The sequence below is a fragment of the Candidatus Poriferisocius sp. genome (genome assembly GCF_965202595.1).
Lineage (GTDB): Bacteria > Actinomycetota > Acidimicrobiia > Acidimicrobiales > Bin134 > Poriferisocius.
In genome coordinates, this window is sequence record NZ_OZ241836.1 from 2,173,279 (window position 1) to 2,194,833 (window position 21,555).

A 21,555-nucleotide genomic window follows, 5' to 3' on the forward strand; every position below is an offset into this window, starting at 1 on the left:
TCATTCCTCCTTGAAAACGTTGACCCTGCACGAAGTCTGACACTATTACCGGGCTGATGCATCTTGAAGACGAAAAATTCGAGATGACCCCCCACCCCCGCAGCAGGAGGAGCCGATGAACCCCGACGACTACGGCGCTCTGGAAGTTTCCACCGTGGACCGCATCACCACGGTGCTGCTCAACCGGCCCGAGGCCCGAAACGCCATCGACCCGGTGCTGCACGACGATCTGACCCGGGTGTTCACCGACCTGGATCAGGACCCCGGCACCGACGTGGCCATCCTCACCGGGGCGGGCGGGGCGTTCTGTGCCGGCGGTGACATCGGGTGGCTGCGCAACCTGGCCGGGAACGTGGCCGAGGTCGAGCGGGTCATTCGCGCCGATCGTCGCATCACCGAGTCGGCGCTCACCCTGGAGAAGCCCATCCTGGCCAAGGTGGACGGTCCGGCGGTGGGACTGGGCTGCTCGCTCGCGCTGTACTGCGACTTCGTCTACGCCTCGCCGCGGTCGGTGTTCGGCGACCCCCACGTGGCGGTGGGTTTGGTGGCCGGCGACGGGGGCGCCCTGCTGTGGCCCCAGCTTGTGGGTTACGCCCGGGCCCGGCGCTACCTGCTGACCGGTGATCCGATCAAGGCCCCCCAAGCAGCCGAGATCGGCCTGATCACGGAGTGCGTGGCCGCCGACGAGTTGGACGGCACCGTGCAGGCCATGGCCGAGCGCATGCGCGACGGGGCCCGGCTGGCCATCAAGTTCACCAAGGCATCCATAAACGCCGGGCTGCGCCAGGTGGCCGGCGCGGTAACGGACCGGGCCGCTTCCACCGAGGGGATCACCATGATGACCGAGGACTTCGTGATTGCCCTGGATGCCTTCCTGGCCAAGGAAACCCCCGAGTTCATCGGCCGCTAGGGCGAGAACGAACGGAGGACCGCCATGGACCACCCCCGGGAAGCCGAACACCACGTTGCCAATCAACAAGATAGGCGTTCGGAGGCCAGGACCGCCATGGACCACCCCCGGGAAGCCGAGCACCACGGGCTCCTGCGGGAGACCATGCGGCGGTTCGTGGAGGCGAGGGTCCCCCGGGAGCGGGCCCGGCAGTGGGATCGGGACAACGGGATCGACCGGGACGTACTGGCCGAACTGTCCGATCTGGGGCTGTTCGGTATCACCATCCCCGAGCGCTACGGAGGGTCGGGGCGGGACATAACCGCCACCATGATCGTGATCGAGGAGCTGTGCCGGCCGGCTACATCATCGGCGGCGACGAGGGTTGGAACCAGGGGTGGACCAAGCTGGTCGGCCCGGGGCTGGACGTGGAGAAGATCGAGGTGGCCGCCATGGCCCTGGGGATTGCCGCCGCCGCGGTCGAGGACGCCTGGGGCTATGCCGAGGAGCGGGTCCAGTTCGGCCGGCCGATCAGCAGCCACCAATCCATCCGCCACCTGCTCGCCGAGGCCCGCACCCAACTGCTGGCCGCCCGCCTGATGACCTACCACGCCGCCGGCCTGCTGGATGCGGGCGAACCGGCACCGGTGGAGACCTCCATGGCCAAGCTGTTCGTGTGCGACACCGCCAAGGACATCGTGCTGTCCATGCAACAGGTGATGGGGGCCTACGGTTACGTTCAGGACTTCGACATGGAGCGCTACGTGCGCGACGTGCTGGCGATGCCCATCATCGGTGGCTCCTCCGCCATCCAGCGGAACAACATCTCGAACCGCCTCAAGCTGGCAAGGGAGTAGAAAAGCATGACCGACCGCGACACAACCCCAACCGAGGATCAGCCAACCCCTAACCCACCTCGGGCCGGTACCCCAACCACAACCGAGGATCCCCCAACCGGCAGGGTGCGGGCCTGGCTGGAGGAGAACCTGGGGGGCAGGGTGGTCCGGATCGCCCGCCAGGCCCGCTGGCGGCCGGTGTGGTTCGCCGACCTGGAGCGCGACGGAACCCGTCTGGAACTTTGCGTGCGGGGCGACCGCACCGACATGCCGCTGATCTTCCCCCTGGACCACGAGATGCGTCTTCAGGCCATGCTCGGCGATCACGGCATCCCGGTGGCCCGGGTGCACGGCTGGATCGACGACCCCATGGCCTACGTCATGGACCGGGTACCCGGCGAGAACCACTTCGAGCAAACCTCCGATGCCGAGCGTGACGCGGTGGTGGACGACTACCTGCAAATCCTCGCCCGGATGCACGCCCTCGATGTCGAACCCTTCGCCGCCGCCGGGATCATGCGAGCCGACCGATCCGAGGAGTCGGGCTTGCTCGGGATGGGTCGCTACGAGGCGGTGTTCCGCCGGGTGAAGAAACATCCCGACCCGTTCATCGAGTTCAGCCTGGGCTGGCTCCGGCGCAACCCCCCGTTCTCCCGGGGCCGGGAATCGGTAATCGTGTGGGACTCGGGCCAGTTCCACCATTCGAACGGTCGGGTGCTGGCGGTGCTGGATGTGGAGATCGGCCACATCGGTGACCCGATGATGGACCTGGCGGCGTGGCGCATGCGGGACACCGTGCTCGGCTTCGGCAACTTCGCCCGGCTCTACGATCGCTACAGCGAGCTTTCCGGTGAACCGGTGGACCTGGATGCCATCCAGCGCCACCACTTCATGTTCACCCTCACCAACCAGCTTCCCCTGGGGGCCGCGCTGCGGGAACCGGCACCGGATTCCGACCTGATGACCAACCTGCAATGGTGCTGCGAGACCAACCTGTTCGCCACCGAGGCCCTGGCCGAGATCCTCGACGTGGAGCTACCAGTCGTGGAGATGCCCCAGCCCCGCGAGTCCCGGGCCGAGGTGGTGCTGACCCACCTGGTGCGCAATCTGCGAACCGTGCAGGTCGACGACGAGTACTTGCGCTACCGGCTTCGCACCATGTTCCGCATGGCCCGCCATGCGGCCCGGGTGGACGAGATCGGCGATGCCGTGTCGGAGGCCGACCTGGACGACCTCCATCAACTACTCGGCCACCGGCCGGAGTCATGGTTGGAGGGCGAGACCGAGCTGGAGCGGTTCGTTTTGGCCAACGCCGACACCCACCGCTACGACGAGGCTCTGGTCAAGCTGTTCCACCGGCGCAACCTGCGGGCCCAGATGCTCCTCGGCCCCGCCGGTTCGGCCATGGCCCGCCACGCCCGCATCCAAACCTTCCGGGATTAAGGACTCCAACGGAGGACGTGCCAAACCTTCCGGGATTGAGAACCCCAACGCCGGATGTAGTAGTCCCATAACAAGCCACATAGACGAAGCGATATGTTAGGCTCCTGGCTATGGAATCAGCAGACCTTATTCGAGCGGCACGGCAGCGCCACGGTCTGACTCAGGCGGAGCTGGCCGCACGCGCCGGTACCAGCCAACCGGTCGTTTCAGCCTACGAGCGCGGGCAACGAGACCCCACGACTCGTACCCTGCGAAGGCTCCTCGCCGCCGCAGGTAGCCGCCTTGAACTCCGGCTAGCACCCGAACCTCCCGACCTTGCTCCACCTCTGAGCCCGGAGGAGCACGCTGCCCGACTCGTGGATGTGCTCCTTTTGGCCGACGCTATCGGGCATTCCAACCGCGCCACGGTCACCTACCCCCGGATCGACTCCACATGACCGGGCTACCACTAGCCGGCTACCGCTAAACATGATGACCTTGCTATCACTACCCGGCAAGATCATCGCCATGGATCGGGCACTTCGGACCATCCCTCACGCGTTCGGTGGGGCAATTGCGCTTGGCTATCACGCCGAGCCCAGAGCCACGATCGACATCGATGTCAACGTATTCGTGCCCGTGGAACGAGCAGTGGAAGTGCTCGACCTGCTGAGCCCGCTCGGAGCCGGCACCCCCGCAGCAGTCGAAGCGGTAACCCGTGACAGCCAAACCCGGATCATGTGGGACAACACCCCGATTGATCTCTTCTTTTCCTACGACCCCTTCCATTCCGCAGCCGACCGTGCGGCCATCATCGTGCCGTTCGCCGACCAGACGATCCGCGTGCTCTCCGCCACCCACCTGTGCGTGTGCAAAGCAGTGTTCGACAGACCCAAGGACTGGATCGACATAGAGGCCATGGTCGCGCACCGAACCTACATCGATGCCGCCGAGGCTCTCCGCTGGACGGGACGGATCACCAGCGATGAAGACCCCCGGTTCAACCGCCTAGCCGCTCTACTCAGTAACCCCTGACCGGTTAGCCGGTTCGGACACAGATGCTCCTCGGCTATAACAAAACGGTATCCGGGTGATGGTTGAACGGGTTCATTACCTCCAACCCGTCAAGACTCAATCCGTCCTGTAGATCTTCGGTAAGCAAAAGGGCGCAACCAGTCGACCAGGCGGCCGCGACGATAAGCGAGTCCCAGTAGGACAAGCCAAATTGGTCCTCTACCACCCAAGTAGAGTCCAACAGGGCCGCATCCAGTGGCACCGGATTCCACTCCTGAAGGTCTGCTACATCAGCGCGGGCTTGCTGCAAAGGCATTGCCGGTGTCAACTTACGAGTTACCGTTACGTAGAACTCATTCAGGACTTGAACGCTCGTGCATCCCGTCTTGGACACCCAGAGTTGCTCCATCCAAGCCTGCGCTCGATTTTGCTTACCGGGTTCAGAAGCATCCCTGGCATAAACCAGCACGTTCGTATCCACAAATACCTTCATAGAAAGGCTTTCACCTCTGGTGCACCTCGTCGCGACTTGGGTATCTCTGGCCGTGAGTGCCCAACGGGATCGGTTCTCGACTCAGGTATGACTGCCGCGCCCGTTCGTAGGAGCCGGCACCGGACATCAACTCACGCAACATCTCGCTTACGAAGCGCGACAGGCTCTTGTCGTGCCGGGCCGCTTCAACTCGAGCCCAACGGGCTGTCTCTTCATCCAGGCTGATTGTCACATTTCTCAGGCTTTTGATTTTCACGGTATCACTATATCACGAATTTAGTGATACCGTGATCAACGGCGGCAGCGGCGCCAATGATGCCGCCGTCGGGGCCGAGGGGGCTGGGAACTATCCGGGTACCCCGGGAGTGGTCCAGGCGGCAGATGCGGTCGATCTCCGCCTGGGCGGCACCGAAGAAGTCGTCGCCGTAGCCCAGCGCCACCGAGCCGCCCACCACCGCCAGGCGCAGGTCCAGCAGATTGGCCACCGAACCGACTCCCCGACCCACCAGCGTGCCCACCCGCCGGCGCACCTGCGGGGGAGCATCCGCCGGGGGGCGACCATTGAGCAGGTCGGCTATGGCCAAGCCCGAGGCCTGCCCCTCCAGCAGGCCCACCGCACCGGCAGCATCGGCCCGCCCACCCTCGGTGACGAAGACATGACCAATGTGCCCGGCGTTCCCGTCGGTGCCATCCAGCAGCCGCCCATCCAGCACGATGCCGCCCCCCACCCCGGTGGACACCACCATGGCCAGGTAGTTGTCCACCCCGGTGGCCGCCCCCACCCATCCTTCGGCCAGAGCCAGGGCCTTGGCGTCGTTTTCCACCACCACCGGCAGTTGGAGCGCATCGCACAGCCGATCCCGCAGGGGGAAATCCCGCCAGATGCCGATGTTGAGGGGCGAGACCAGCCGGTGGCCGCCCCGGGCCGGGCCGCCGCAGCCCACTCCGCAAGCCGCCACCGGCTCGCCGTGTTCCGCAAGCACCGCTCGGGCCAGGCCCTCCACCCGGGCGAACAGGGCCTCGCCATCGGGGCCGACGGTCGGCACCTGCCGGCGACACAGCACCTGCCCGGCGGGAGTGACCACACCCCCCGCCACCTTGGTACCCCCGATGTCCAGGGCCAGCACCGGACCATCCAGCGAAATCTCCATCAGCCCAAGATAGGCAACCGCGGGGATGCTAAAGGGGCTCCGAACCAACCACACTTCGCCGTTGCCAAACTCTCAGCCAAAGATAGGCAACCGCGGGGATGCTAAAGGGCTCAACCTGGTCGGGTGGCGGATCAGCAGGCTATGGATATTGTTTACCGTCCAACCAGGGAGGGTTAGACAATGACCATACGCCCACGCCGCCACGCCGCCACGCTGGTGATGGCGGTAGCGCTCATCCTCGGCATGGCTGCGTCTCCAGCAGGAAGCCAGGCCGGTAACGACCAAGCCGGTAACGACCAAGCCGGGGACGGCTGGCGGGATGATCTGATCACCCGCCAAGAGGCGCTCATCTCTCAGCAGGAGGCTTTGATCGTGGCCCAGGAGTCGTTGCTGAACAACTACCGATGCCTGTTCGACATCGACACCCAACTGGTCCCCGGCGGCTGCGCCGATTCAACCCCCGTACTGCCCGCGGGGACCACCGAAGCCCAGTGGGAACAACTCCGCCAATGCGAATCGGGCGGCAACTACCAAACCCTCAATCCCGCCGGGCCCTACCTGGGTGCCTACCAGTTTCTCCAAAGCACCTGGAACGGGGTGGCCGAGCGCCACTACCCGCACCTGGTGGGAGTGGACCCCCGCAACGCCACCCCCACCGATCAGGACCGCATGGCCTACCGCCTCCACGAAGAACGGGGATGGCAACCCTGGCCGGCCTGCGCTGCCCCCTTCCGAGCAGAGTGAACCACCCCAGCCACACCGGCGATCAACCCTCCGATTCGGGCGGCCCATCGGGGGCCACACCCCCAGGAATGCCCGCCGTGGCCGTCACCGCACCGTTATGGGAAACAGGCCCAGAGCGCCGTCGCCCTCGGGTTCGCCGGGGGTGAACTCCACGTTCAGCCCCTCCAGACCCCGGGTGAAGGCACCGGGACGGAATCGGGGCTCGTAGAAGGGCTCCAGCCGCATGTCGGGCATCCGGCGCACCAGCTCCTCGAACATCACCTTCAGCTCCAGCCGGGCCAGCGATGCCCCCAGGCAGAAATGGGTACCGAAGCCGAAGGAAAGATGGTGGCGGGCATCGCGGCGCACATCCAACTTGTCGGGGTTCTCGAACGCCTCGGGGTCGCGGTTGGCCGAGGCGTACATCAACAGCACCTGATCGCCCTCGTTGAGGGTCCTGCCGTGCAGCTCGTGGGTGGTGGTCACCGTGCGGCGCATGTTCAGGATGGGCGACACGTAGCGGATGAACTCCTCCACCGCGGTCTCGCCGATCACCTCGGGCTCGTCGATGAGGATCTGGCGCTGGTCGGGATTGTCCATCAGGGCCAGGCAGGTGGTGCCGATCACGGTACGGGTGGTCTCGGCACCGCCGTCCAGCACCAGCAACACCTCGTGCATGATGTCCTCGTCGCTCAGCGGCTTACCGTCCAGCTCCTTGTGGGCCCACATGGAGATGAGGTCGTCCTGGGGATCGGACTTGCGCTTCTGGACCAGCTCGTAGGTAATCATCCCCCACTCCTCGATGGCCCGATCCCCCTGAACGGTGTGGAAGGCGGGGCCACCACCGCCCTGCATGGTGGCCTCGGACCAGTGCATGACCCGGGGCCACAGCTCGGGTGGGTAGCCCAGCTTCTCGCCGATCATGTAGGCCGGCAAGGGGGCTGCCAGGTCGTAAACCACATCACAACATCCCCGGGGCAACACCCGGTCGATCAGCTCGGTGACCACCGCCCGGATCCGGTCCTCCATCTTTCGCACCGCCCGGGGGGTGAACTCCCGGGCCACCAGCATCCGCTGGCGCTGATGGTCGGGGTCGTCCATGTTGATCATGGAGTCGGACATGTCGATTCTGGGGCGACTGCCCGAAGCCGAGCTGTACCGATCGGTGTTCTTCTCCACCGCCAACACGTCGGCGTGACGGGACACCCCCCAGATCTCGTTGCGGGCATCCCAGTGCACCGGGTCGTTCTGCCTCAGCCAGGTGTAGACCGGCCATGGATCCCGGGCATACATGAACCCATCCAGCAGATCGACGGGCTGGTTCACCTGAACGGGCTGGTTACCCTGAACGGTCTGGTTCACCTGAACAGGCTGGTTCACCTCGACAGTTGCCATGAGCAGAGATGCTAGGCGAAGTTCCGGGCCGCGAACTTTTCGACCTCCACAGATATGGAGAGCAAAACCCTCAGCCCACGGCGAAGTTCCGGGCCGCGAACTTTTCGACCTCCACAGATATGGAGAGCAAAACCCTCAGCCCACGGCGAAGTTCCGGGCCGCGAACTCCCAGTTGACCAGATGGTCGAGGAACGCCTCCACGTAGGTGGCCCGAGCGTTCTGGTAGTCGAGGTAGTAGGCGTGCTCCCACACGTCCACCACCAGCAGGGCCCGCCGGCCATGCCTCAGGGGTAGGTCGGCGTTGGCCGTCTGCACTATCTCAAGGCCCCCCTCATCGGCCACCAGCCAGGTCCAGCCCGAGCCGAACAGCCCCACCGACGCGTCGGCGAACCGCTGGCGAAACCCGCCGATCGATCCGAAGGCCTCCACGATGGCCGCACCCAGGGGTCCCGAGGGGGTGCCGCCCCCGTCGGGGCTCATGGAATGCCAGTAGAAGGTGTGGTTCCATATCTGGGCCGCATTGTTGAAAATGGGGCCCTCAGCGCCCACCACAACCTCGTCCAACCCGGCACCCTCCCACTGGGTACCGGCCACCAGGCGGTTGAGGTTGGACACGTAGCCGGCGTGATGGCGATCGTAATGAAACCTCAGCGTGTCGGCACTCACATAGGGTTCAAGTTCGTGGTGTCCGTAGGGAAGGGGTGGGAGCGCAAACGCCATAACGGAACAACACGGTACCGGCAGGCAGACCCGGACTCGTAGCCGTAGATACTCGTAGCCGTAGACACCAGCAGCCATAGACACCAGCCACCCCCACCGGCGGCGGTAGCTACGGGAGGCGGGTGGCGGGCAGCGGGTGGCGGAACAGGCGGGCCGCGTTCTCGTGGGTGAGCTTGCGGATGACGTCGTCGCTCAGATGCCCCAGCTTCAACTCCAGGGTGTCCTGGCATTCGGGCCAGGTGGAGTCGGCGTGGGGATAGTCGGTCTCCACCATGGTGTTGTCCAGATTCAGAGCGATCACCGCGTCGATGGACGACGGGTCGTTGATGGTGCAGTAGTAGAAGTTCCGCAACAGCACCTCATGGGGGCCGATTTCGGTTCCCCCGGGCCACATGTCCCGGCCGTGGCCGGAGATTTCGATCTGGTGCTTGAGCCGGTCGTACATGATGGGCAGCCATCCGCAGCCCCCCTCCGACATGGCTATCTTGATGTCGGGATAGCGCACCGGGATGCCCGACCACACCCAGTCGGCCGCCGCGGTGTAGGCGTGCATCTGGAACATGGTGGCCCCCACCCCCAGTGCCGGGCCGCCGGGATCCTTGGGCATGACATGCCCCGATGACGCCACGTGCAGGCAGATCACCGTGCCGGTCTCCTCGCAGGCCCGCCACACCGGATCCCACCAGTCACCGTGAATGGACGGCAGCCCGATGTTGTGAGGTATCTCGGGCAGGGTGACGGCCACGAAACCCCGCGCCGCGTTGCGACGGATCTCAGCCGCGGCCAGATCGGCATCCTTGAGCCAGGTGATGCCCATGGGAATGATCCGCTCGGGGTAGGAGCCCCACCACTCCTCATAAACCCAGTCATTGAACGCCCGGGTGACCGCCAGGCCCAGATCCGGATCCGAGCAGTCGGAATAGACCCGGCCGCAGAACCCGGTTATCTGGCTGGGAAAGCAGATCGATGCCCAGATGCCGCCCAGATCCATGTCGTGGATGCGGGCCTTGATGTCCCAGGAACCCCGGCGCATGTCGGAGAAGCGGGCCGGCTCCATGGTGAAGTCATTGCGGTCGGCCCGCCCCACCAGGGCGTTCAGACCGAGCTGGGGGTAAACCTGCCCGTCGAACTCCCAGTGCTGGCCACCGTCCTCGCGCTCGATCACCTTCGGGGCCCGGTCGGCATAGCGGGCCGGCACCCGACCCTCGAACAGCCAGGGCGGCTCCACCAGGTGGTCGTCAACCGAAATGAGGGTGTAGCGAACACGCTGGGGGTCCGGATCAGGAAGCAGCAGGTCGCTGGGCTTCTCGTGGATATCGACGATGGTCATGGACGCAGCCTACGACCATCGGTACCGGCAGCGCTATGGGCCGTGGATCCGCAGCTTGCTCAGTCGAGCCCGGCGGCTCGGAACGCCCTCTTGAGCAGCGGGGGAACCTCTCCTCCCGCGGCCTCGGCCACCTCCTCCTCGGCTTCGGACCGATCCGAACGGGCATCGTCGAAAAGAATCAGCTCCTCCTCGGACCGATCCGAACGGGCATCGTCAAGAAGAACCAGCTCGGGCTCCTTTTCGGCAATCACAACCGGCGAGCGCATGTCCTGCTGGGTCCATCCCGAGGGCACGACCACCCCGTCGGCATGGCCACCGCACAGGGGTACGCCGGTGATGCTGGTCTCCTCACGGATGTCAACCACATGGGCCGACAACTCACGGGCATTTATCAGCAGGGCCGCCGATGCAGGCTCGGCACACAAAACCCGCGCACAGAACGTTTCCGACATATCGAAAAGCTACCCCCACCAGCGAGCCCGATGGCGGATCCCCACCGGTTGCGCCTGTGCGGTTGAACCCCTAGACAATGGGGGTGTGGGAACAAACGCGGCCACGCACCGGGCAGTAGCCACACTGGCCCGCCAGTTGGAGCTTTGCCGGGTATCCGCGAACAAGATCGGGGTGGTGCTGGCCGACGACTACACCGACCCCCTACTGGTAAGAGCAGCCTCCGAAGCGTTGACCCACGTGGGAGCCCACTCCCATACGGTTCTAATGAACGATCAGACCCTGAACGGCCAGGAAGCAAACCTGGGGGGCCCCGATCCGCCCGAGATGGTCGTCAACCTCTTGCGCAACCATCTCGATACCCTCCAAACAATGGTCCCCCCCTGCTCCCGAGTGCTGTCCGTGGTGGCCGATGGCATCGAGGACCTACGGGGTCTCGTCCCCCATACCGGGTTGAGCCGCCGAGCGAGCCGGGGACTGGCCCTGCTGGAAGCCGGCCAGGAGCTGAACGTCGGTGATTCCGGGGGCACGAACCTGCGAATGGGTCTGAACGGTGCTCACCGGTGGAAGCACGATGGGCTGGTCACCACCCCGGGGACGGTGGCGGAATGGCCCCGGGGGATTATCGGGGTGGCCCCGGCCCCGGGAACCGCCGAGGGCACGGTCGTGATGTCCCCCGGCGACATCTGGCTGCCGATGGGATGGTACGCCCGGTCGCCGGTAACCCTGACCTTTGAGAAAGGGATAATGGTGGATCTCGATGGCCCGAGCGGTGAAGTCGATGCCGTTCGAGCCCAACTGGCTTCGGTTGGCTCCCGATCCGCCTACCGGCTTGCAGCGGTGGAAATCGGCATGCAGTGGATCGACCGGCTCCGATCCCCTGCCCTCTTCGAGCCCGGGTTCGCCGACTCCCTCAACGTGGGCGACCGCTACGGCCACGTGGTTGTCACCACCGGTGACTTACCCACGGTCGGCATAGCCTGCTGCCTGCGAAAAGCCACCGTGGCCGTGAACGAGGTGGCCGCGGTCCGGGCCGGCCACCTCCAGGGAGAACTGGCCCCCGACATCTACGAGCAAGCCGCCCACCAGTAAGCAATCCAAAACCCCCGAATGCCCTGCATCTCTGCCCTGCCTGCCCTGCGTTTGCCCTGCATCTGCCCCCGGGCTTTCTTGAAAAGCACGGCAGTCGCCCAACCCCTATAAGGTCAACCGTATGGAAAAGCGCAACCTTGGATGCTTGCCGGTTTCGGTGGTGGGGCTGGGGTGCAACAACTTCGGCATGACCATCGATGCCGATGCCACCCAGGCGGTGGTGGATGCCGCTATCGATGCCGGGATCAACTACTTCGACACCGCCGATCTGTACGGCCGGGGAAAGTCCGAGGAGTTCCTCGGAGCGGCCCTGGGCCGGCGGCGCGACCAAGTGGTGGTGGCCACAAAGTTCGGTCACCCTGGAGCGGTGCCCGAGGGCCGGCGGGGCGGCGATCCGGCCTGGATCAGAAAAGCCGTGGACGCCAGCTTGCTTCGGCTCAACACCGACCGCATCGACCACTACCAACTCCACATGCCCGATCCCGAAACTCCCCAGGCCGAGACCTTGGGGGCGCTGGCAGAGCTGGTGGAACAAGGCAAGGTGCTGGAGATCGGCTGCTCCAACTTTTCTGCCGACCAGATCGACGAGGCCACCGGTACCGCCGCCGAAACCGGAGCCGGCAAGTACGCCAGCGTGCAGAACTACTATTCGGTGCTAACCCGCAGCGTGGAAGAAGACGGGGTTGTGGAAGCCTGCGAGCGCAACTCCATGGCGGTGGTGCCCTACTTCCCCCTGGAGTCCGGGCTGCTGACCGGCAAGTACTCCGGGTTGACCCCTCCCGAGGGAACCCGCCTGTCGATGTGGAAGGGTGAGATGCGGGACATGTTCTTGAGCGAGGGCAAGCTGGCCGCGGTGGAGAGGCTCACGGCCTACGCCGCCGATCAGGACCGCAGCATCCTGGAGCTGGCCATCGGGTGGCTGGTGTCCAACCCGGCAGTGGCTACCGTCATCTGCGGTGCCACCAAACCCTCCCAGGTGAACTCCAACGTGGCTGCGGCCAACTGGGCCATGAGCCCCGATGAACGGTCCGAGATCGCCGCGCTGGCCTCATAGATCCAAATTGTTAAAAGCCCCGGCTGCTTCGTAGGTGACCCGGCGTTACAAAAGATCGAGGATCAACTCCCGGACCGCCTCGCTCAGGCTGGGCAGGGGGTCGGGAAAGCGGACGTCGCCGACCACTTCCATGTAGCCCTTGATGAGGGGCTCGGTACCGCTGGGACGCAGCGACACCCGGCTGCCGTCGGCCAGATCGAACCGGAGCACGTCAGCGGGGTGAAGCCCGCCCACTCCATCTCGATAGTCGGTTGCCTCTACCACCTCGATTGCACCCAACCGGTCGGGTCGGGCTCGGCGAATCGTGTCCATCACCTCCGAGCCCACCCGCCCGTGCAGCTTGACCACGACCTGCTCGGTGCGGTGGAGGCCGAACTCCTCCATCAGGACTTGCAGCCGCTGGATGGGGGCCCAGCCATCCTCTGCCACCAGCGCCCGGCACAGGGCCACGAAATGCAGCGCGGCGCTGATGCCGTCCTTGTCGCGAACCTTCTCGTTGCAGGCATAACCCAGGGCCTCCTCGTAGCCGAAAACCAGCCTCCACCGGCGGCCATCGGCCCGCGGCTGGAGGTTGTCGGCCGCCCGGGCGATCCACTTGAACCCCGTCAAGGTCTCCACATGGGTGGCACCCCGAGCCTCGGCAATGCGCCCCACCAGCCGGCCCGAGACAATGCTGCTGGCCACCACCCGCTCGTCGCCCCCGCGGGTTGTGCTCAACATCCAGTCGCATAGCAGCGCCCCGATCTCGTCGCCGGTGAGAACGCGCCACTCGTTCTCGTAAGCCCACACCGCAGCCGCCATCCGGTCGGCGTCGGGATCGGTGGCCAGGGCCAAAGGGGTGTCGATCTGGACGGCCCGGCGGATGACCTTGGCCAGGGTGTCGTGGTTCTCGGGGTTGGGTGAGACCACGTTGCGGAACTGGGGATCGGGCTCGGCCTCGTCCTCCACCACGAAGGGCAGGCCGTTGCCGATGCGCTCCAGAGCACGGGTGAGAACGGGGAGGCCGACACCCTGGAGCGGGGTGTAGGCCAGGGGGTGGAATGCTCCGTAAAGGGTCACGTTGGACAAGATGGTGTTCAAGTACTCATCGACCACATCCACGCTTTGTGGCCACTGCGGATCCGGCCCCCGCGGCGGCAGGCCGGCTGGGGGCAGCGGCTGGGCGGCCATGGCCGCTTCCATCTCGTGATCGTATGGGGGGATGACTTGAGCGCCGTCGGCCAGGTACAGCTTGAGGCCGTTGTCGCCGGGAGGGTTATGGCTCGCAGTTACCATCACCCCGGCCTGCGCACCGAAGTGGGTAACGGCAAAGGCCAGCACCGGGGTGGGCGATTGGGGGGCCAGCAACAGCGGCCGGCAACCAGCCGCGGCCAGCAACAGCGCTATATCGCTGGCAAACATGTCGGAGTTCAGGCGGGCATCGTGGCCTATCACCACCCCGGCGCTTTCGGGGAGCCACCCCGCCAAAGCGGCCGCGAACTGGCGTACCACCACCCGGTTCATCCGGTTCGGGCCGGCCCCCATCGGACCCCTGATGCCGGCGGTGCCGAACCGGAGCCGATCACCGAACCGGTCGGCGATCCCCTCCCGGTCGCCGCTGGCCATCAGTTCTTGAAGCTCGGCCCGGGTCACCGGATCGGGGTCGGCTGCCAGCCACTCCTCGGGGGTGGGAGCAGGGAAGTTCACCGCGAACCGATGACGGTTCCCAGCACCGCAACCACCCGGCCCTGCGCGGCCTGACCCGCCTCCAGCACCTCTTTATGATCCAGCGTGCCCCCCATCCCCGCCGCCATGTTGGTAGCCAGCGACACTCCGGTCACCTCGGCCCCAAGGTGGCGAGCGGCTATGGCTTCGAGCACCGTGGACATCCCCACGAGGTCGGCCCCCATGCGAGCCAGCATGGTGATCTCGGCGGGAGTTTCGAAATGCGGTCCCACCAGTCCGGCGTAAACCCCCTCGGCGATTGCCGGATCGGCACGGCGTGCCGCCTCACGGATGCGGGAGGAGTAAAGATCGGTGAGGTCGGTGAACCGGATGGGATAGCCCTCGGGTGGCGCTGGGCCCGATAGAGGCGACAACCCGGTGAGGTTGATGTGGTCGCTGATCAACACCGGTTGGCCCACCCCGATACTGGGATTCAGGGATCCGGCTGCGTTGGTGAGCACCACATGGGAGCATCCGGCCATCACCGCGGCCCGCACTCCATGAACCACATCGGCTGGGGAATGCCCCTCGTACAGATGCACCCGACCAGCCATCACCAGCACGCGCCGATCCCCCCGGTCCGCTGCCCGTATCGTTCCCCCGTGGCCGGGCACCGAGGGGGAGTGGAAACCCGAAACCGCCTCCGCGGCAACCTCCCCTTTTACCGTGCCCAGCTTGCCGGCCACCTCCGCCCAGCCCGACCCCAGCACCACCGCGGTGTCGAAAGAACCCCCCAAGCGCTCAACCAACTCGATACCGGCCCGCTCGGCCCGCTCAAACGGATTCATACCCCGATGCTAGAAGGCTACGACGACACTTCCTGCACCGCTGATTTCTGGGTGAGATGGGCCAGCGAGCCCAAGGGGCGGGCTCCGAACTGGCTGATTGCCTCGGTGGCGGCCAGAGAGCCCAGCCATCCGCACCGGGCCAGGTCCATCCCCCGGGTCCAGCCGTAGAGGAACCCCGAGGCATACAGGTCTCCCGCCCCGGTGGAATCCACCACCTTTACGGGGGTCTTGGCGGGCACCTCGATTATCTGGTCGGGGGTTACCAGCACCGAGCCTTCGGCCCCCCTGGTGAGTGCCGCCACCGCGCAGCGACCCTGCACCGCGGTCACAGCGGCGTCGAAGTCGTCGCCGGTGCCGTACAACGTGCATATCTCGTGCTCGTTGCCGAACAGCAGGTCGATGGGGCCATCCACCAGGTCGAGCCACTCCTGGTGGTGGCGCTCCACGCAGAAACTGTCCGACAGCGTGAACGAAATCGTCCCTCCCGCCGCCGAGCAGATCGAGATGGCCTTGCGGATGGCTTCCTTGGTGATGTCCACGTCCCAGATGTAACCCTCGCAATAAAGCACCTGGGCTGAGCCCACCAGGTCGGGGTCGATGTCGTCGGGGTGAAGCTCGGTGCTGGCCCCCAGATAGGTGTTCATGGTGCGGGCAGCGTCGGGGGTCACGATGATCAGGCACCGGGCCGTGGGCGGACCGGCTGCCGCCGGAAGCACGTCGAACCGCACCCCCAGCGCCCGTATGTCGTGGGCGAACACATGGCCAAGCTGGTCATCACGCACCTTGCCGATGTACCCCACCTGCCCTCCCAACGAGGCCACCCCGGCCACGGTGTTGGCAGCCGAACCTCCCGATGTCTCGATGGCCGGTGCCATAGCGGCGTAGAGATGCTCGGCCCGCTCAGCGTCGATCAGCGTCATCGCCCGCTTGACCAGGCCGTGGCTCTCGATAAAACCGTGCTCCTCGGCACTGATCACATCCACGATGGCGTTGCCTATCCCCACCACATCCAAATCGCCCACCAAGCCTCCCCTGATCCGGCGCAGCCCAAGGCTACAGCCCGCCGCTCGAACCGGACCAGCAATCACGCATCGTCTGGACCGACCACGTGAACAGAACCATGAGCAAGTTCCCGGCCAGTCCGGCCAACAACCGGCAACGGGCTCTGGTGCTGGCAATGCCCCCGGACGAGGCCGTTCCCAGAATCGAGTTACCCTGGCTCACCCCGGAACTAGCCCACCTTTATGCCGGTGCCGGCCCCCGCACGCTCAGCCGGGACATCAACAAACTGGCCAGCGCCGGGCTAATCATCAAGGAAGGTCGAAAATGTCGGCTCAACCATTCCGTCATGTGGTCCTTTATCGCCCCGGCGGCATCCCCCGAACATTAGACAGGGTTCACCGGTGGTCGTGATCCCCGAACCGGCCCCGACACTGACTCACACCACCCCGATCATTAGACAGGGTTCACCGGTGGTCGTGATGGATAGGACTGGCCGAACCGGGGCATAACCTACCTATTGCCACGCTCGGCGGAGGGAGCGAATTACCCGTCACCCGCTGGTGGTAAAAGTGCTCGCCCGGGCCCCCAGGTCGGCTACTTGGCGGCGCAGCAGTTCGGCGGACATGCCGTCAAGCTGCCAGTCGATTCGAACACAATGCTCTGGTCCGGCCAGATCTTCGTTGCTTAGCTGGAGGGCATTGACATAGACGAGCACATCGACCTCGCTGAACACAGCCGCAGAACTCTGGGTTGGGACCAACTCGACAATGGTGCCTCGAAATACCGTACGGATCAGCGCGGCCGTGCGCTCGGCTCCGCTCGGCGTGGGAGCAGCGACGGTCACAACGCGGTCCGTGCTCAACTCGGCGATCTTTCGCAGGGTTCCTGATGAGGCGGTGAAGTTGAGCTCAAGGATCCTGCCCTGGTCGCCAATGGCTTCCAGCACCTCGGCAAAGTGGAACAACGGCGTGACGATCAGATCAAATGATGTCGCCACATCTCGCTCAGCAAGCTCATCGATCAGAACCGGGGTGGTCTGAATCCCGGTTGCATTGGCGATCAACTCGGCCATCCGGGCCAGGTCGGTGGTGTTGCATTCGACAAAGGCAATCTCGGGATCAAGGGTGTCGTTGAACGACTGGTCAATCAGGTCAACCAGGTCGTCTCGAGAAAAACCGATGGCCTGGGCCCGCCGAATCAGGTCTTTGACCTCTTGTTGGAGTCCGGTGCTGAGGACCGGCCAACTGCTTGATCCGGTGACATAGGTTCCCCGCCTCGGTTCAGACCGAACGACTCCCTCTGCGGCCAGCCGCTGGAGCTCCCGGTTAACAGTGTTCGCGTTGCTGCCGAACTCAGATGCGATCTGGCGGCAGGAGGGCAGGCGCTCACCAGCCTTCCAAGCCCCACTGAAGATGCGATGGAGGATCTCGCGGCGGATGTCTTCGCCGTTGATACCCGATCGCCCTGGAGTGCTCACGCCGGCGGCCACCAGACGGCACCACGGTCGGCGCAGGCCCCTCTTTGTCTGTTGCTCCCGGCTCGGACCATGAGCCGATGATAGGAGGTTGGCACCGCGTTCGAAATGTGAAGAGCACACCGCCGCGTTGGGAAAAATCCTCCGCGGCTCCAGGCACTTGCCGCACCGACCCAAAAACTGTATTGTGAGCGCGATCCACCTGTCACTAACAGAGATACAGAAGGAGATCGCAATGACCAAGAAACTCCTCCAGATGCTCGCAGCGCTCACCGTGTTCACGCTGTTCGCCGCTTCGTGCGGCAACAACGACGACTCATCCAGCGATCCGGCCCCGACCGCCGCGGAAGAGTCCACGCCGGCTGACGACTCATCCAGCGATCCGGCCCCACCCGCCGAGGAAAAGTCCACGCCGGCTGAGGAGGATGGCGATGGCCTGCGGGTTGCCCTCATCCTGCCGGGATCGGCAAACGACAAGGGCTTCAACCAACTCGCATTCGAAGCGCTCCCCATCCTGGAATCGCGATTCGGGGCTGAAACGGCATACACCGAGATGATGCCGGTGAACGAGTTCGTCAAAGCCTTCGAAGACTTCGCGTCCGAAGGCTACGACATAGTGATCGGCCAGGGTTTCGAGTTCGGTGAGATTGCCGAGGAGGTGGCCCCCGAGTTCCCCGACACCATTTTTCTCGTCACCAATCACCCTGATCTGTCAGGACCGAATATGCAAGGACTCCAACCGGCTTCGCAGGACGCGGCCTTCCTCGCCGGGATCGTGGCCGGGATGACCACTGAGAACAAGAAGATTGGTGGGATCGCCGGCTTTGCATTCCCGATCATCGTGGCGCAAATGGAGGCGTTTGCCGCCGGTGCCAAGTCGATCGATCCCGAGATCGAGGCCACCCTCACGTATATCGGAACCTTCGACGACGTGGAAGCAGGTAAGGAAACAGCCCGAGCGATGATCTCCAGCGGTGTAGATGTCGTCTACCACATCGCCGATGCCGCCGGCCTCGGTGTGATCCAAGCCGCCCGGGAGGAAGGCGTGCTCGCGGTAGGTTGGGGAGGCGATCAGACCGAGGTTGCCCCCGACACCCTGGTCACATCGCAGATCGTCGATCAGACCCTGCTGGTCGTCGAAGCGGTGCAAGCGGTGTATGACGGCAGCTTCGACGGGCAACAGCGCTTCTTCAGCCTGACCTCTCCTGTCCTCGGTATCGCCCCGGTGCGAGCTGTCGACAACGCGGCTGAGATCGAAGCCAAGGTCGCAGAGGTCGAGGCCGGGATTCTGGACGGCAGCGTCGAGGTTCCCCTAATCCTCGAACCCCAGTAGCAGATCCCTCCAAAAAGCGTGCAGACGGGATCCGAAACGCTGCCTGCGTCCGGATCCTGCCTGCTCGCGCTTCGCGGCATCTGGAAACGTTATGACTCCACTGTTGCACTGAAGAACGCTTCGCTGGAAGTGGGGCGAAGCGAGATTCATGCGCTACTGGGAGAGAACGGAGCAGGCAAGACCACGTTGATGAACGTCCTCAACGGCATCACCCAGCCCGATTCGGGCTCGGTGGCATGGGAAGGGCAGGAGGTGACCATCGACTCGCCGAGGGCGGCATCGAACCTGGGGATGGGCATGGTCCATCAACATGACCGTCTTGTGCCTGCGCTGACCGTATGGGAGAACTTCGCCCTGGCCCTCGGCACCTCGTTTTTGGTCTCCAAAGAGGAAACCGCCGCAAGGCTGTTCGAGCTCACGGCGCGATATGGCGGTGTGATCGACCCCGAGGCAGTTGTCAGAGATCTGTCAGTGGGCGAGCGCCAATGGGTGAGCCTGCTCCGGGCCCTCGCCGGTGACATCACCCTGCTGGTGTTGGACGAACCTACGGCTACTCTGACCCCCTTCGAGCGGGATCGGCTCTTCGCCGCGCTCCAGCAGTACCGGGCCGCGGGGTTGAGCGTGATCTTCATCACCCACAAGCTCGACGAAGTCTTCGCGCTCTGTGACCGGGTCACGGTCATGCGGGATGGCCAAATGGTGGCCACCGTGGATGTGGCGGCAACCTCTCACGAAGAGCTGGTGAAGCTGATGGTTGGACGCGAGGTGGAATCCGGGTTCCAGCGTGAACACTGCGGGACCGGCCCGACCCTTCTCCGGGTCGATGCGCTATCGGTGAAAAGCGACCGGCAGGCCATTGCCGATATAAGCCTGAACGTGGACGGTGGCGAGATCGTCGGCCTCGCTGGAGTTGACGGAAACGGGCAACGCGAGCTGATCGAAGTGGTGTGCGGGATTCGTGAGGCGGACGCGGGAACGGTTTGGTTCGGCGATGACCACCCGGGCTGGCACCGCGGCCGATCCAAAACGGTGGCGCGCATCCCCGAGGATCGCCACCGCCACGGCCTGGCCCTCGGACTTGCGCTGTGGGTGAACATCCACTTGGGGCGCATGCACCACCGCGGGCTGGTCAGAGGCCCCTTTTTGAACCGCCGCGGTGCTCGCACCGCCGCGCAGGCATTGCTGAGCGATTTCGATGTACGCACCAGCGGACCCGACCAACCCTCGGGCGAGCTCTCGGGAGGAAACCAGCAAAAGGCCGTTCTGGCCCGCGAGCTGTACGATAAACCGGACTTGGTCGTCGCCATGAACCCGTGCCGGGGTTTGGACATCGGGGCCGCCCGTTTCGTCCTCGATCAACTTGTCTCAGTCCGCTCCCAGGGCGGTGGAGTGCTTTTTGTCTCCTATGACCTCGATGAGATTCTCTCCATCTCCGACCGCGTGCTGGTAATGGCATCGGGCCGGATCACCGGAGAGATTACCCCCAGGCCCGACGTGTTCGAAGAGATCGGGCTGTTGATGGGCGGGGTTGACATCAGCCAGGAGGCTCTGTGAAAACCAGGCAGAGCTCGCTGGGAATGGTCCTGTTGGGCAGCGAGACCTTGGTGGTCATCGCGGTTATGGTCCTCGGGTTGCTGCTGTCGCTGGCTTTTCTAGCGGCCACCGGTGCCGATCTGGGTGAAGCCATACCGGCGTTGCTGAATGGTGCTTTCGGCGATGCTCGGGCTTTCGAGGAGACGCTGAGCCAGACCATCCCGATCATGTTCGTCGGCTTGGGCATCGCGATCGGCCTGAGAGCTGGCCTGTTCAACATCGGAGGCGAAGGCCAGCTCTATGTCGCCGCGCTGACCGCCGCCGTCGTGTCCCAAGCCCTGCCGGTGGACATCTCGTTCTTGGCAATCGCCATGATCCTGGTTATCGGCATCGCCGCGGGCGGCTTATGGGGGGCGGTCGCCGGCTGGATGCGGGCCTACCTGAACATGGACGAGGTGATCACCACCATCCTGCTCAACGGGATCGGCTACCTGCTGGCGAGCTGGGCCGTGCATGGACCCCTGCGCGACCGGGACGGCGGCGGGTATCCCTGGTCGGAGAAGATCGGCGAGGCATTCCGGCTGCCCATCCTCGACTTCGGACCCATCACCGTGCCGGCGGGATTCCTCGCCGGCCTCGTCACCGCGGGGATCGTCTGGATGTTCTTGGACAAGACGCTGATGGGCGTCGAGCTTTCAACGCTGGGCGACAACCGGGACGCGGCTGCCTACGCGGGCGCGCCGATTCGGACCCTGGTAATCGTCGCAATGTTCTGTGCCGGCGCTCTCGCCGGCATCGGCGGTGTGGTCGAGCTGTCCGGCACGCAAGAGCGCATAAGCGACTTTTTCTCCCCCGGATACGGGTTCACAGCCATCGCGGTTGCGCTTGTCGGCAACGCCCGGGCTGGCGGCGTGGTGCTGGCGGCGCTGTTCTTCGGAGCGCTGACTGCGGGCGCGGCATCCATGGAGCGCTTGGCCCAGGTGCCCTCCGCCACCAGCTTGGTGGCCCAGGCAATCATCGTGGCGCTACTGGTTCTGGCCCGCTCCGAGCGGCTGGGACGCTGGATTCGAGCTCGACGGCAGCTCGGCGAAGTCCTCGATCAGGGCGAAAATCTCGATCAGGGCGAAAATCTCGATCAAACGGTCGCCTGAC

Annotated in this window: 22 protein-coding genes and 1 pseudogene; 13 read left to right on the top strand and 10 right to left on the bottom strand. The window is 64.9% G+C overall.

The window, feature by feature from the left end:
• Positions 1 to 115: 115 nt before the first annotated feature.
• The 6 genes and pseudogenes from ACOGXC_RS09850 to ACOGXC_RS09875 all read left to right on the top strand — a co-directional run bounded on the left by ACOGXC_RS09850 (position 116) and on the right by ACOGXC_RS09875 (position 4,182).
• On the top strand, positions 116 to 910 hold the full coding sequence (locus tag ACOGXC_RS09850; protein WP_419918022.1) for an enoyl-CoA hydratase/isomerase family protein: 795 nt from the start codon (positions 116 to 118) through the stop codon (positions 908 to 910).
• 144 nt (positions 911 to 1,054) lie between these two features.
• Positions 1,055 to 1,204: pseudogene (locus ACOGXC_RS09855) on the top strand (acyl-CoA dehydrogenase family protein); the annotation flags it as partial.
• A gap of 35 nt (positions 1,205 to 1,239) precedes the next feature.
• Positions 1,240 to 1,746, top strand: a complete 507-nt coding sequence (locus ACOGXC_RS09860) for an acyl-CoA dehydrogenase family protein (protein WP_419918023.1) — start codon at positions 1,240 to 1,242, stop codon at positions 1,744 to 1,746.
• Between the two features lie 6 nt (positions 1,747 to 1,752).
• The gene (locus ACOGXC_RS09865) at positions 1,753 to 3,168 is read left to right on the top strand and encodes a phosphotransferase family protein (RefSeq protein WP_419918024.1); all 1,416 of its coding nucleotides are present in this window, start codon (positions 1,753 to 1,755) and stop codon (positions 3,166 to 3,168) included.
• Positions 3,169 to 3,278: 110 nt separating this feature from the next.
• Positions 3,279 to 3,605, top strand: coding sequence for a helix-turn-helix domain-containing protein (locus tag ACOGXC_RS09870; RefSeq protein WP_419918025.1), 327 nt, complete (start codon positions 3,279 to 3,281; stop codon positions 3,603 to 3,605).
• 34 nt (positions 3,606 to 3,639) lie between these two features.
• Positions 3,640 to 4,182 (top strand): hypothetical protein, encoded by a 543-nt coding sequence (locus tag ACOGXC_RS09875; RefSeq protein WP_419918026.1) that lies wholly within the window; start codon positions 3,640 to 3,642, stop codon positions 4,180 to 4,182.
• A gap of 34 nt (positions 4,183 to 4,216) precedes the next feature.
• On the opposite strand, the gene ACOGXC_RS09880 is transcribed toward ACOGXC_RS09875, so the two are convergent.
• Positions 4,217 to 4,654: a PIN domain-containing protein gene (locus ACOGXC_RS09880; RefSeq protein ID WP_419918027.1), complete on the bottom strand. Its 438-nt coding sequence runs from the start codon at positions 4,652 to 4,654 to the stop codon at positions 4,217 to 4,219.
• 263 nt (positions 4,655 to 4,917) lie between these two features.
• Positions 4,918 to 5,805 carry an ROK family protein gene (locus ACOGXC_RS09885; RefSeq protein WP_419918028.1) on the bottom strand — a complete coding sequence of 296 codons (888 nt, stop codon included), beginning with the start codon at positions 5,803 to 5,805 and terminating at the stop codon, positions 4,918 to 4,920.
• A gap of 180 nt (positions 5,806 to 5,985) precedes the next feature.
• On the opposite strand from ACOGXC_RS09885, the gene ACOGXC_RS09890 reads away from it, so the two are divergent.
• Positions 5,986 to 6,549, top strand: a complete 564-nt coding sequence (locus ACOGXC_RS09890) for a transglycosylase family protein (protein WP_419918029.1) — start codon at positions 5,986 to 5,988, stop codon at positions 6,547 to 6,549.
• Between the two features lie 84 nt (positions 6,550 to 6,633).
• On the opposite strand, the gene ACOGXC_RS09895 is transcribed toward ACOGXC_RS09890, so the two are convergent.
• From ACOGXC_RS09895 to ACOGXC_RS09910, 4 genes are all read right to left on the bottom strand, one after another.
• Complete coding sequence (locus ACOGXC_RS09895) at positions 6,634 to 7,923, bottom strand: cytochrome P450 (RefSeq protein WP_419918030.1); 1,290 nt, start codon at positions 7,921 to 7,923, stop codon at positions 6,634 to 6,636.
• Between the two features lie 135 nt (positions 7,924 to 8,058).
• Positions 8,059 to 8,643 carry a superoxide dismutase gene (locus ACOGXC_RS09900; RefSeq protein WP_419918031.1) on the bottom strand — a complete coding sequence of 195 codons (585 nt, stop codon included), beginning with the start codon at positions 8,641 to 8,643 and terminating at the stop codon, positions 8,059 to 8,061.
• A 109-nt stretch (positions 8,644 to 8,752) separates the two neighbouring features.
• Positions 8,753 to 9,973 (bottom strand): amidohydrolase family protein, encoded by a 1,221-nt coding sequence (locus ACOGXC_RS09905; protein WP_419918032.1) that lies wholly within the window; start codon positions 9,971 to 9,973, stop codon positions 8,753 to 8,755.
• 59 nt (positions 9,974 to 10,032) lie between these two features.
• Complete coding sequence (locus ACOGXC_RS09910; RefSeq protein ID WP_419918033.1) at positions 10,033 to 10,425, bottom strand: DUF3499 family protein; 393 nt, start codon at positions 10,423 to 10,425, stop codon at positions 10,033 to 10,035.
• A gap of 85 nt (positions 10,426 to 10,510) precedes the next feature.
• On the opposite strand from ACOGXC_RS09910, the gene ACOGXC_RS09915 reads away from it, so the two are divergent.
• On the top strand, positions 10,511 to 11,515 hold the full coding sequence (locus ACOGXC_RS09915) for a hypothetical protein (protein ID WP_419918034.1): 1,005 nt from the start codon (positions 10,511 to 10,513) through the stop codon (positions 11,513 to 11,515).
• Positions 11,516 to 11,636: 121 nt separating this feature from the next.
• Positions 11,637 to 12,569 carry an aldo/keto reductase gene (locus ACOGXC_RS09920; protein WP_419918035.1) on the top strand — a complete coding sequence of 311 codons (933 nt, stop codon included), beginning with the start codon at positions 11,637 to 11,639 and terminating at the stop codon, positions 12,567 to 12,569.
• Positions 12,570 to 12,614: 45 nt separating this feature from the next.
• On the opposite strand, the gene ACOGXC_RS09925 is transcribed toward ACOGXC_RS09920, so the two are convergent.
• Genes ACOGXC_RS09925 through ACOGXC_RS09935 form a run of 3 tightly spaced genes read right to left on the bottom strand, consistent with a single transcriptional unit; the run spans position 12,615 to position 16,083 of the window.
• Positions 12,615 to 14,255, bottom strand: coding sequence for a phospho-sugar mutase (locus ACOGXC_RS09925; protein ID WP_419918036.1), 1,641 nt, complete (start codon positions 14,253 to 14,255; stop codon positions 12,615 to 12,617).
• Complete coding sequence (locus tag ACOGXC_RS09930; protein ID WP_419918037.1) at positions 14,252 to 15,061, bottom strand: purine-nucleoside phosphorylase; 810 nt, start codon at positions 15,059 to 15,061, stop codon at positions 14,252 to 14,254. The genes ACOGXC_RS09925 and ACOGXC_RS09930 overlap by 4 nt, the downstream gene beginning before the upstream one ends.
• A 17-nt stretch (positions 15,062 to 15,078) precedes the next feature.
• Complete coding sequence (locus tag ACOGXC_RS09935) at positions 15,079 to 16,083, bottom strand: adenosine kinase (RefSeq protein ID WP_419918038.1); 1,005 nt, start codon at positions 16,081 to 16,083, stop codon at positions 15,079 to 15,081.
• 98 nt (positions 16,084 to 16,181) lie between these two features.
• Here ACOGXC_RS09935 and ACOGXC_RS09940 point away from each other — a divergent pair, with 98 nt between their 5' ends.
• Complete coding sequence (locus tag ACOGXC_RS09940; RefSeq protein WP_419918039.1) at positions 16,182 to 16,451, top strand: hypothetical protein; 270 nt, start codon at positions 16,182 to 16,184, stop codon at positions 16,449 to 16,451.
• Between the two features lie 162 nt (positions 16,452 to 16,613).
• On the opposite strand, the gene ACOGXC_RS09945 is transcribed toward ACOGXC_RS09940, so the two are convergent.
• On the bottom strand, positions 16,614 to 17,540 hold the full coding sequence (locus tag ACOGXC_RS09945; protein WP_419918040.1) for a GntR family transcriptional regulator: 927 nt from the start codon (positions 17,538 to 17,540) through the stop codon (positions 16,614 to 16,616).
• A 232-nt stretch (positions 17,541 to 17,772) separates the two neighbouring features.
• On the opposite strand from ACOGXC_RS09945, the gene ACOGXC_RS09950 reads away from it, so the two are divergent.
• From ACOGXC_RS09950 to ACOGXC_RS09960, 3 genes are read left to right on the top strand one after another with little or no spacing between them, the layout of a single operon-like run.
• The gene (locus ACOGXC_RS09950) at positions 17,773 to 18,870 is read left to right on the top strand and encodes a BMP family ABC transporter substrate-binding protein (protein ID WP_419918041.1); all 1,098 of its coding nucleotides are present in this window, start codon (positions 17,773 to 17,775) and stop codon (positions 18,868 to 18,870) included.
• Positions 18,871 to 18,888: 18 nt separating this feature from the next.
• Positions 18,889 to 20,424: an ABC transporter ATP-binding protein gene (locus ACOGXC_RS09955; RefSeq protein ID WP_419918042.1), complete on the top strand. Its 1,536-nt coding sequence runs from the start codon at positions 18,889 to 18,891 to the stop codon at positions 20,422 to 20,424.
• Positions 20,421 to 21,554, top strand: a complete 1,134-nt coding sequence (locus ACOGXC_RS09960; RefSeq protein ID WP_419918043.1) for an ABC transporter permease — start codon at positions 20,421 to 20,423, stop codon at positions 21,552 to 21,554. The genes ACOGXC_RS09955 and ACOGXC_RS09960 overlap by 4 nt, the downstream gene beginning before the upstream one ends.
• Position 21,555 lies beyond the last annotated feature (1 nt).

Coding starts and splice junctions, on each gene's coding strand:
- ACOGXC_RS09850 (WP_419918022.1), top strand. CDS start 116: ATGAACCCCGACGACTACGGCGCTCTGGAAGTTTCCACCGTGGACCGC.
- ACOGXC_RS09865 (WP_419918024.1), top strand. CDS start 1,753: ATGACCGACCGCGACACAACCCCAACCGAGGATCAGCCAACCCCTAAC.
- ACOGXC_RS09870 (WP_419918025.1), top strand. CDS start 3,279: ATGGAATCAGCAGACCTTATTCGAGCGGCACGGCAGCGCCACGGTCTG.
- ACOGXC_RS09875 (WP_419918026.1), top strand. CDS start 3,640: ATGACCTTGCTATCACTACCCGGCAAGATCATCGCCATGGATCGGGCA.
- ACOGXC_RS09880 (WP_419918027.1), bottom strand. CDS start 4,654: ATGAAGGTATTTGTGGATACGAACGTGCTGGTTTATGCCAGGGATGCT.
- ACOGXC_RS09885 (WP_419918028.1), bottom strand. CDS start 5,805: ATGGAGATTTCGCTGGATGGTCCGGTGCTGGCCCTGGACATCGGGGGT.
- ACOGXC_RS09890 (WP_419918029.1), top strand. CDS start 5,986: ATGACCATACGCCCACGCCGCCACGCCGCCACGCTGGTGATGGCGGTA.
- ACOGXC_RS09895 (WP_419918030.1), bottom strand. CDS start 7,923: ATGGCAACTGTCGAGGTGAACCAGCCTGTTCAGGTGAACCAGACCGTT.
- ACOGXC_RS09900 (WP_419918031.1), bottom strand. CDS start 8,643: ATGGCGTTTGCGCTCCCACCCCTTCCCTACGGACACCACGAACTTGAA.
- ACOGXC_RS09905 (WP_419918032.1), bottom strand. CDS start 9,973: ATGACCATCGTCGATATCCACGAGAAGCCCAGCGACCTGCTGCTTCCT.
- ACOGXC_RS09910 (WP_419918033.1), bottom strand. CDS start 10,425: ATGTCGGAAACGTTCTGTGCGCGGGTTTTGTGTGCCGAGCCTGCATCG.
- ACOGXC_RS09920 (WP_419918035.1), top strand. CDS start 11,637: ATGGAAAAGCGCAACCTTGGATGCTTGCCGGTTTCGGTGGTGGGGCTG.
- ACOGXC_RS09930 (WP_419918037.1), bottom strand. CDS start 15,061: ATGAATCCGTTTGAGCGGGCCGAGCGGGCCGGTATCGAGTTGGTTGAG.
- ACOGXC_RS09940 (WP_419918039.1), top strand. CDS start 16,182: ATGAGCAAGTTCCCGGCCAGTCCGGCCAACAACCGGCAACGGGCTCTG.
- ACOGXC_RS09950 (WP_419918041.1), top strand. CDS start 17,773: ATGACCAAGAAACTCCTCCAGATGCTCGCAGCGCTCACCGTGTTCACG.